Annotated in this window: 1 protein-coding gene; it reads left to right on the top strand. The window is 43.3% G+C overall.

Annotated features, from left to right (window positions below; translation table 11 throughout):
* On the top strand, nt 1-291 hold a 291-nt coding region (locus P0G09_RS20140), incomplete at both ends, for a sulfatase-like hydrolase/transferase (protein ID WP_275253564.1).

Genomic DNA, 291 nt, shown 5'->3' with positions numbered 1-291 from the left:
CCATCCAGATGTGCATTGCTGACTGGTAAAAATACAGGAAATACCCGTATACGGGATAACATGTGTACAGCCGGAGGTATTGCCGGAATCAAAATAAATCCCAATGGTGATTCCACCATTGTCAGGAGAGCTAATCTATTACCACAAGATACAACCATTGCCACCGTATTAAGCGCAGCGGGTTACCGAACTTGCTTAGTAAACAAATGGCATTTAGATGGCTACGATAAAGGAGCCTCTCCTAATCATCGCGGATTTGACGAATTTTATGGATGGACTATCTCTACGGTA

Source organism: Faecalibacterium sp. DFI.5.82, from assembly GCF_029076575.1.
GTDB lineage: Bacteria > Bacillota > Clostridia > Oscillospirales > Ruminococcaceae > Faecalibacterium > Faecalibacterium duncaniae.
Note: the sequence above shows the minus strand (reverse complement) of the source record. Positions and strands in the feature narration are given on the sequence as shown.